This window comes from Streptomyces sp. CT34, from assembly GCF_000805335.1.
Classification (GTDB): domain Bacteria; phylum Actinomycetota; class Actinomycetes; order Streptomycetales; family Streptomycetaceae; genus Streptomyces.
The window spans coordinates 4,876,537-4,885,930 of record NZ_KN708638.1; the positions used below are offsets into that span (position 1 = coordinate 4,876,537).

Genomic DNA, 9,394 nt, shown 5'->3' on the forward strand with positions numbered 1-9,394 from the left:
AGCAGCTATCAGGGGCGCCAATGGATTTTCCGGGCCTGCGGAGCCGGCGCCGGGTTGCCGTACCAGGGAGGGACACCGCCTGGTCCCGTAGGTCTCCCGTAGGGGACGGGGTGGACCCATAGGCTGACGCGGGGCCGCGGAGAGATGGACCCGTGGGCCGATGTTCCGCGGTCGCGTGGATTCGATGATGGAGGCATGAGCAGCGCAACGATTTCCTCGGCTTCTGTCGGCACCATCCCCTCCGTCGTCTCCTCCGTCTCCTCCGTCTCCTCCGTCTCTTCCTCTGCCCATCCGGTCTCCCGGCACCCGGTCAAGGGCGCCACAGCCCTCGGTCCCGACCCCAGCGGCGGCACATCCGCCGCCCATGAGCACCGCCATCTCGTCGGCGACGCACTTCGCGCGGTCAAGGTCTTCGCGGCGGCGGCGTTCAGCGTCGTGGTGATGGGGGAATACGCCGAGGGCTGACCATCCGGCCGCGAATCCAACGGCCAAACCAACCGAGAAACCAACCACGCACCCAACGGCGAAGCAACCACACACCCAACGGCGAGATCACCGATCGACCGCGCACCCGACGGCGAGATCACCGGTCGACTACGAAACCAACGAGGAGAACGCCGGCCGACGCCAAGCACGCCGGCCGACGCCAAGTACGACGGCCAATGACGAGAACCGGTCGACGCCAAGTACGGCGACGAACGGCGAGAACACCAGCCAACGACAAGCACACCAAGCACGACGAGAACACCAACCAATACGCGCCAGGACGTGCAAGAAGCAGCAGATTCGGCATGGACCTCCGGTTGACCGGAAAGCGTTACGGACGGTCGGTCTCGATCCATTAGCGTCGCCGCAGAGCGCGCGCTCAGGGCGACGAGGAGGGGTCAACGGTGTCTGCCGCCGACGGGACGGGGACGTGGACGTGGAGACGCACCTGGGCGCAGAGCATCGCCAGGCCCGGCCGACTGGCGTGGGGAGTGGCGCTGCTGGTGCTGTCCTTCGCCGGGCTGTGGGCGCTGTACATGACCGTGCAACTCCCGATGTCCGACATAGTGGTCTACCGTGCCGAGGGCCAGGCCGCCGCGACCGGCGGTGATCTCTACGGCTTCACGGTCACCAAGTGGGACCTGCCGGCCACCTACCCGCCCTTCGCCGCCCTGCTCTTCATCCCCACGACCTGGATCTCGCTCACCACCCTCAAAGTCACCTGCGTCCTGGTCAACGCCGCCCTCCTGGCGCTGCTGATCCATCTCTCCTGCAAAGCCGCCGGCCTGCGCAAGGCCGCTTACAGCGCGCCCGCCATCCTCGCCGCCACCGCGTTCGGCCTCTGGATCGAACCGGTCTTCCAGACCTTCGTCTTCGGGCAGGTCAACCTCGCCCTGACCTGCCTGGTCCTGTGGGACCTCTCGCGCCCGGACGGCGCCCGGTTCAAGGGCTTCGCCACCGGCATCGCGGCGGGCATCAAGCTCACCCCCGCGATCTTCGCGGTCTATCTCCTCATCACCGGCCGGGTGAAGGCCGCCTTCACCGCCCTTGCCGGGTTCGTGGTCTCGGTGCTGCTGGGCGCCCTGGTGCTGCCCGGCGCCAGTATCGAGTTCTGGACGCGGCGGATGTTCGAGACGCAGCGGGTCGGCAAGGTGTGGATCGTCGACAACCAGTCCCTCCAGGGCCTGGTCGCCCGGCTGCTGCACACCACCGAGCCGGGGATCTGGTGGATGGCGGCGGCCGGGATCACCGCCGTCTTCGGCCTCTGGGCCGCCCGCCGGGTCTACATACGGCGCGGCCAGGACAACTGGGGCGTCCTGGCCACGGCCGTCACGGCGCTGCTGGTCTCGCCGATCAGCTGGTCGCACCACTGGGTCTGGTGCGTACCGCTGCTGGTCGCGCTGGCCGCACACACCCGGCGCGTGCCCTGGCGCCGGGCGCTGACGGCCGCCGTCGCCATCGCCTTCACCGCCCGCTCGATGTGGGCACTCCACCACCGCGGCGTGCGCGCCCTGCACTTCGACTGGTGGCAGCAGCCGCTCGCCGCGCCGTACGCCCTGATCGGCCTCGCGCTGCTGGTGGCGCTGGCCTGGTGGACGCGGCGGGCCCCAGACGATCCCGCCCGCGCCGGCCGCATCCGCGGGGGCAGCCGCGGCTGGAGCGGGATACCGCAGCCGCGCGTGGACCAGCGGCTCCGTACGCGGTCCCGGGCGGCGGATTAGGAACGCGGGCCGCGGAGCCGCGCGGGCCCCGCACGGCGGCGACCGGTCCCGGCACCTGGCAACGGGAGCTCCGGTTACGGAGCTCCGTAACCGGAGCCAGCTCACCAGCGTCTGCTCATCAGGCCCTGATCACCGGCGCCCGGTCACCAGGGCCTGGTCACCGGCGCCCGGTCGGGAACGGGGCGTGTGAACCGGGCGTGCGAACCGGGCCTGGAGGCGGGCGACTGGTTCAGACCGCCAGGTGCCCCCGGGGGTGCCCCGGGGGCACCCCCGGGGCGCTCCGGAGGTCACGCGGGTGCCGGGTCGTCCTCGCCCGCCGGGTCGTCCTCTCCCACTGACAGCAGCTCGTCCGCGTCCACGATCCGGTACGCATAGCCCTGTTCGGCCAGGAACCGCTGGCGGTGGGCGGCGAAGTCCTGGTCGATGGTGTCGCGGGCGACGACCGAGTAGAAGCGGGCCTCGTGGCCGTCCGCCTTGGGACGCAGCACCCGGCCCAGGCGCTGGGCCTCCTCCTGGCGGGAGCCGAAGGTGCCGGACACCTGGATCGCGACGGTGGCCTCCGGAAGGTCGATGGAGAAGTTGGCGACCTTGGAGACGACCAGTACCGAGAGCTCGCCCTCCCGGAAGGCGTTGAAGAGCTTCTCGCGCTGGGCGTTGGTGGTCTCGCCCTTGATCACCGGCGCGTCCAGGTGCTCGCCCAGCTCGTCCAGCTGGTCGATGTACTGCCCGATGACCAGCGTCTGCTCGCCGCGATGCCGGCGCACCAGCGCCTCGGTCACCCGCTGCTTGCTGTCCGTGGTCGCGCAGAAGCGGTACTTCTCCTCCGTCTCGGCCGTGGCGTACGCAAGCCGCTCCGAGTCGGTCAGATTGACCCGCACCTCGACGCAGTCCGCCGGGGCGATATAGCCCTGCGCCTCGATCTCCTTCCACGGCGCGTCGAAGCGCTTGGGGCCGATCAGCGAGAAGACATCCGACTCCCGGCCGTCCTCCCGCACCAGGGTGGCGGTCAGCCCGAGCCGGCGCCGGGCCTGGAGATCGGCGGTGAACTTGAAGACCGGTGCGGGCAGCAGATGCACCTCGTCGTAGACGATCAGGCCCCAGTCCCGGGAGTCGAACAGCTCCAGATGCGGGTAGACGCCCTTCCGCTTGGTCGTCAGCACCTGGTACGTGGCGATGGTGACCGGCCGGATCTCCTTCTTCGTACCGCTGTACTCGCCGATCTCGTCCTCGGTCAGCGACGTCCGCCGCACCAGCTCGTGCTTCCACTGCCGGGCCGAGACCGTGTTGGTGACGAGGATGAGCGTGGTGGCCTTGGCCTGCGCCATCGCGCCCGCGCCCACCAGCGTCTTTCCCGCACCGCAGGGGAGCACGACGACACCCGAACCGCCGTGCCAGAACCCCTCCACGGCCTGCTGCTGATACGGCCGCAGCGCCCAGCCGTTCTCCTCCAGGTGGATCGGATGCGCCTCGCCGTCCACGTAGCCGGCCAGGTCCTCGGCCGGCCAGCCCAGCTTGAGCAGCGTCTGCTTGATCTGCCCGCGCTCGGACGGATGCACCACGACCGTGTCCGGGTCGATCCGTGCCCCGACCAGCGGCTGCACCTTCTTCGACCGGAGGATCTCCTCCAGTACGGGGCGGTCGGTGGTGGTGAGCACCAGCCCGTGCGCGGGGTGCTTGGTGAGCGTCAGCCGCCCGTAGCGCGACATCGTCTCGGCGACGTCGACGAGCAGCGCGTGCGGCACCGGATAGCGCGAGAACTGCACCAGTGCGTCCACGACCTGCTCGGCGTCGTGCCCGGCCGCCCGCGCGTTCCACAGCCCGAGCGGCGTCACCCGGTACGTGTGGATGTGTTCCGGCGCCCGCTCCAGCTCGGCGAAGGGCGCGATGGCCCGCCGGCAGTCGTCCGCCAGCTCGTGGTCCACCTCCAGCAGCAGCGTCTTGTCGCTCTGGACGATCAAGCAGGACACACATACCTCCGTGGATAGGATCGCTCAGGCGACAGACACCGTTCCTGCTCAGGTGCGGGCCATGCCCCGTGCCCGACGCCGCAAGGACGTCTCGGCCGACGCGCCGGGAATGCGCGCCGCTCTCTATGTTCGCCTATCGCGCGAAACCGAGGAAAGCACTTCTCCAGAGCGCGGGCGGGCGGCCTGCGAGGCGCTGTGCGAAGCGCGCGGCTGGAGGGTCGTCGCAGTAGAGGACGACATCGACGCGTCCGGCTATTCCCGCGGACTGGACCGTCGGCCTCCGACGGATCCTGGCGCGCCTCTCCGAGTTCGACGTCCCCGTCCTCTTCAAGATCGACCGTCTCGCGCGCTCGACGGTCGACTTCGCCGAGATCAGGGCGGAAGTCGTGCGCATGGTGGAGCATGCGGGCGAGGACTTCCGTCCACAGCTCCGCCAGGCCGAGGGAGCCCTCAACGGCCTTGAGGAGGACCGCTACGAGCGTGGCCTGTTCAAGGGGGAGGACGGAGCCAAGCGCTATGCCGACCGGTACGCGAAGTGGGAGGAACGCCTCGCGTCGCTCAAGGCCATGCGACGCGACGCCAAGCCCGCCGGCCTGGAAGAGGTACCCACCGGGCCAGACCTACGAGGACCTGCGGAAGGCCGCGAGCGTGGAGGGCAACCGGGACCTCCTCCTGGACGCGGGACCCCGGGCTTTCCCCGCCTCCGGCTCGGACGCACGGAGGCGGGGAGAGCGCACCGGAGAAATGCGCACGCTGGCCAGCCTCTCCCTAGATGACGGGTTCGGCATCTCGGAGCGCTGCTCTCGTGGGCCGTTTGGTGGAGGGCGCGGCGGCTCGGCTGAGGTGGGTGTCCGCGCGGAGGCCGGCGGGGCGGCATCCGGGCGAGCTGGCCTGAGATGTCACGGTCCCCGGTGCATGGGGGGCGGCGTGGGAAGACGCGGGCCTGACTGGCTGGGGCTAGGGCCAGGACGCTTCCGACGGCTCTTGCCGGGGTGGGCGGATCAGTTCTTGGTCAGGCAGACGTGCTGGGACGGGGTGGCCTCGGCGGGTGTCGCCGGGCTCGGATCCTTCTGCGTGGAACGGCGCCGCACGGCGGAACGCAGCCAGGGGGTGCGGGCTCCGAGTACGCCCAGGCCCAAGGCCACGAGGTGGCCCGCGTCGGCGAGTTCCTGGTTGATGATCCACGCAACCGTGAGCAGGGCGGCAAGGGCGAGCACTCCGTAGCGGCGGACTCGCCGTCCGCTGAGGGCCAACAGGCAGGAGGCGGTGGCCACGAGCCCGTAACTGATCCCGACATCGCGGGCCCTGGACAGGGCGCCTGGCAGGTGGGCCAGTTTCATCAGCCACATGGCGCCCTCGGTGAGGAGCGTCGCCACGACGTGCCCGAAGAGGAAGATCCCGAACCCGCGCAGGGTCCCCCACCGCCACTCCGCCAGCCCGAGTACGGCAGCTACGGCACCTATCCCGAGCAGAATGGGAACTCCGTCCACCATCAGCGCACTGGTGAAGAGCGTCCACCACTTGCCGACTTCGAGATGGTGCACATTACTGCTGTTGTGCCGGATGAAGCGGTTCTGCTCTCGCACGGACTGCGAGGCCATCCACCCGGCGGTGGCCAGCAGCAAGCCCACATAAACGGTCGTAGCGGGCAAACGTCTCAGCCGTTTCATCGCGGCAGAATAGAGAACCCCACGTTGGGCTGACGTAAGCGCCCGGGCTCCGCCGGACGGAGGCTCGCCCCTGGGGTGGGGCCCCTGTTCCTCTGGGGGAGGACCGAAGCGTGATAGCGGCTCTGTTTCTGTACGGGTTCCAAGGTCGCCAGGGCTCCGTCGGTCGCCGTCGGCAACGCTGTGAACTGTGCAGATGTCCTCAAGGGGGTCGTCGGTAGATGAACGTCATGGCCTTTTCGGGGCCTTGCTCGGTGCCGGGGGATTCCGATGCCTGGGCTTTTGCGCTTCTCGTCTGACCGAGAGAGCCGAGAGAGGGCGCGGATCGTTGCTCCGGACAGTGCTGAATCCGGTTTGGGGACGGCGCTGCTGCCCCCGGCTCTCAGGCCGAGTCGTCCGCCAGTTCCGAGGCGCCGGTGATGCGGTGGAGGGCGTAGGTGCGGACCTCGTCGGAGGTGTGGTCGTAGGCGGTGACGAAGCCGCCCTCGACCCGTACGGGGGCGATGACGCGTTGGCTGGCGGCGCCGTCGGCGTTGACGTAGCCGATCCAGACGGGGGAGCTGGTGAGGACGGCGGCCTGCATGGTGGCGAGGGTTTCGGCGGAGGTGGTGCGCGGCAGGGCGCCCGGGGCCGACGGGGCGGCGGGGGCCGGTTTGCGTTCGGCGGTGGCGGCGAGGTCGCCCGCGCGAATGGCGCGTACCGCCGCTTCGAGGAGGGTGCGGTCGGGGGACGGCGGGCCGTCGGGGACCGGGGCGGGGGCCGTGCGGGGCGGGGTGCGGTACGAGTCGGCGCGGGCGATCAGGACGTCGCCGGCGGCGGACTCGGCGGCCGGGGCGTAGCCCATCGCCCGCAGGCCGTCGAGGAGTTGATCGGGGGAGGTCTGGGCGGCGAGCACGGTCGGGGCGAGGCGGCGCAGGCGCAGGGCGGCGGCGCGGCGGTCGGCGAGGATCTCGGAGAGCAGCGCGTCGTCGTCGCAGCGGACGTAGGCGGCGGCCGCGCCGATCCTCAAGTGGCCGTGTTTGCGGGCCACATCGTCGATGAGGTACGCGAGCGGCTGGGGCACGGGGGTGCGGGAATGGGTGGTGAGGAATTCCTGGAGCTCGGCGGCGGAGCGGCCGGCGTCCAGGGCGCGGCGCACGGAAGCGGGGGTGAAGCGGTAGACCGTGGCGCCGCCCTTGGACTCGATGTCGGCGAGCACCCCGAGTGCCTCGGCGAGCGGGCGGTGCAGCGGGCCGGGGGCGACGGCGGTCAGGTCGGCCTGGAGGAGGACGTGGTCGACGGGTTCGGGGAGGAGGGGGGAAAGGAGGGCGGCGGCGTGGGTGGTGGGATCGGTGGGAGCTGTGGGGGCAGTGGGGGTGGTGGTCGTTGCCTCGTCCGGGCCGGTCCAGGTGTCCGGGGCGGTGCCGGTGTCCAGGTCGGTCTCGGTCTCCGGGCCGGTCCCGGTGTCAGGGTTGGTGCCGAGCAGTGCGCGGCCGTGGGTGGAGAGGGCGCCGCGGCCGGTGATGCCCAGCAACTCGGCCTCGGTGAGCGTCCATTGGGCGAGGCGGGAGCGCAGGTCCTCTACGGGGGCGGGGGCGGTGGCGGACTCCGGGGCGGTGGGCTGCCCGGCGCCCGGGGCTGCCGCGGCGCCGCGCAGCGGCCGTTCCCAGCGGAGCCGGGCGAGGATCGCCGCCGGCGGTACGCAGGCGCCGGGCGGGAGCGCGGCCAGCAGGGTCAGCGTGCGGCGCCGGACCTCCGGGGCCGGGGAGCGGTCCAGGTGCGGGCCGAGGGCGGCCAGCGCGCGGCCCTTGGCGTCGGCGGTGCCGACCACGCCCGGCGTACGGGTCGCGGGCAGCCAGGCGGCGGCCAGCACCGCCCAGCGCTCGTGGTCGGGCAGCTGGAGCCAGTCCTCGGCGGCCGGGGTGGCGGCGTAGCGCTCGTCGGCCTCGCCGTCGGAGGCGATCAGCCCGGCCCCGTAGGCGAGTTCGAGCCAGAAGGCGGCGAGCTGCTCGGTGGTGTCGAGGGCGACGGCGGTCCGCTTGAGGTCGCGGATGCTCAGGCCGCCGGCGCGCAGTACGGGCGGGCCGCCGAGGTCCCATTCCTTGAGGAGTTCCTCGACGGTGGCCAGTGCCGTGAACGCCTGGCTCGCCGCCGCGTTGTCCACAAGCTGTGGATCGCGTGCGGTGACCGGGGCGAGGACGGGCGGTTCCGGCTCGGGGACGCGGTGCGCGCGCCCGGCCCGCAGGTGGAGCGCGGCCTCCCGGGGCAGTACGACGTTGCGGGCGCCCGCCGGAAGGAGCAGGCCGCGGTCCAGCAGCCACTGCAGATGCGCGGCCGGTCGGTCGGTGACCGCCCCGTAAGGCGGGCCCCACAGCAGCCTGTCCAGGACGGCGACGGACTCCGCGGGCGCGGTGTCCAGCAGTGCGGCCATGCGGGCGCGGTCGGTGAAGAGGGCGGTGAGCGCGGCCACCGCGGAGACCGGGTCGTGGGTGGCGGGCAGCCCGGCGGCGGCGATGATCTCCTGGAGCCGGCCCGGCGACATCCCGGCCGCGGCCTCCGCGACGGCCGGGCCCAGCCCGGTCGGCGACGGGTGCGTGGCGCTCGGCGTCAGCAGTTCGCGCGCCGTACGCACCAGCCGCAGCCGGTCGTCCGGACCCCACACCAGCGCCTGCGCGCGCAGCGCCGCCACCGCCCGCGGCAACTCGGCGGCCACCGCCGCATCCCCGGCGTCGCCCGCCATCAGCGCCGCGAGCGCCGGGTACGGGCACGGGTCGGGCGCCACCGCCAGCGCCTCCGCGGTCTGCAGCGCGAAGGTGTCCAGCCGCTCCACGGCGCGCACCACCGAGGCCCGCGTCCCGGCCCGGGTCGCCAGCTGCGTCAGGTCGCCGGGCACCGGATTCAGCAGGTCGGGCCGGGACCGCAGCAGACCGGCGAGCCCGCTGTCGGAACGGTTCCGGAGCTCCTCGGCGAGGGTGCGGGGGGATGGGGTGGTCATTCGTCTTACGTTAGCCGGGTGAGCGGAGGCGGGGGAGCACGCGGCGGGTGCGGTCTTGGTTGCCGGGGGTCGGGGCGGCGGGCCGGGTACGTCCAGCGCCTCCTCGCACCCGCCTCCGTACGCGGTGCCGACCGGCTTCCGCGGCGCGTCCCGGTGCGCTTCGGGCCCGCCTCCGTGCACCTCGGCACGCCTCCGTACGGCTCGGTACGCCGCCGCGCGTGTGGGCCGCGGTGCCGGCACGGGGCGAGGGAGTACCGTCGGGGCAGCCGGGGCAGCAACCAGCGCACGCCGCAGGGGATTTCGTGGGGATCGAGAGCGATCAGCTCGTCTTTGACTATCTGAGCCGGGTGGGCGACCTGGCCCAGCAGCGCGGGCTGCCGTCCGGTGACCGGATGCGGCTGGTGGCCGCGCTGCGGGCCGAGATCGACGCGCAGAAGGTCGACTCGGTGCCCGGGGTGAAGCGGATGCTGGCGCGGCTGGGGACGCCGGAGGCGGTGGTGAGGGCCGCCGGGAGCCGGAACCGGGACGCGCCGCCCGGTGGCGGCCCGTCGGCGGCCCGGGACTCCGGCTCGCCCCCCG

5 protein-coding genes and 1 pseudogene are annotated in these 9,394 nt (G+C 72.2%); 3 read left to right on the forward strand and 3 right to left on the reverse strand.

The window, feature by feature from the left end:
- The first annotated feature begins 234 nt into the window (after window positions 1-234).
- Entirely contained in the window at window positions 235-465 is a 231-nt protein-coding gene (locus RZ84_RS21425; protein WP_043270462.1) for a hypothetical protein, read from the forward strand.
- Window positions 466-890: 425 nt separating this feature from the next.
- The gene (locus tag RZ84_RS21430; RefSeq protein ID WP_052230070.1) at window positions 891-2,207 is read left to right on the forward strand and encodes a glycosyltransferase 87 family protein; all 1,317 of its coding nucleotides are present in this window, start codon (window positions 891-893) and stop codon (window positions 2,205-2,207) included.
- A 287-nt stretch (window positions 2,208-2,494) separates the two neighbouring features.
- Here the strand turns inward: RZ84_RS21430 and RZ84_RS21435 are convergent, their stop codons facing one another.
- The 3 genes from RZ84_RS21435 to RZ84_RS21445 all read right to left on the reverse strand — a co-directional run bounded on the left by RZ84_RS21435 (window position 2,495) and on the right by RZ84_RS21445 (window position 8,815).
- Window positions 2,495-4,174, reverse strand: a complete 1,680-nt coding sequence (locus RZ84_RS21435) for a DNA repair helicase XPB (protein WP_043265643.1) — start codon at window positions 4,172-4,174, stop codon at window positions 2,495-2,497.
- Between the two features lie 1,001 nt (window positions 4,175-5,175).
- Window positions 5,176-5,844, reverse strand: a complete 669-nt coding sequence (locus RZ84_RS21440) for a rhomboid-like protein (protein WP_052230071.1) — start codon at window positions 5,842-5,844, stop codon at window positions 5,176-5,178.
- 379 nt (window positions 5,845-6,223) lie between these two features.
- Window positions 6,224-8,815 carry a helicase C-terminal domain-containing protein gene (locus RZ84_RS21445; RefSeq protein ID WP_043265644.1) on the reverse strand — a complete coding sequence of 864 codons (2,592 nt, stop codon included), beginning with the start codon at window positions 8,813-8,815 and terminating at the stop codon, window positions 6,224-6,226.
- A gap of 302 nt (window positions 8,816-9,117) precedes the next feature.
- On the opposite strand from RZ84_RS21445, the pseudogene RZ84_RS41505 reads away from it, so the two are divergent.
- Window positions 9,118-9,394: pseudogene (locus RZ84_RS41505) on the forward strand (hypothetical protein); the annotation flags it as partial.

Excerpts from the sequence above, each read along its gene's own strand:
- RZ84_RS21440 (WP_052230071.1), bottom strand. The coding sequence starts at position 5,844 with ATGAAACGGCTGAGACGTTTGCCCGCTACGACCGTTTATGTGGGCTTG.
- RZ84_RS21445 (WP_043265644.1), bottom strand. The coding sequence starts at position 8,815 with ATGACCACCCCATCCCCCCGCACCCTCGCCGAGGAGCTCCGGAACCGT.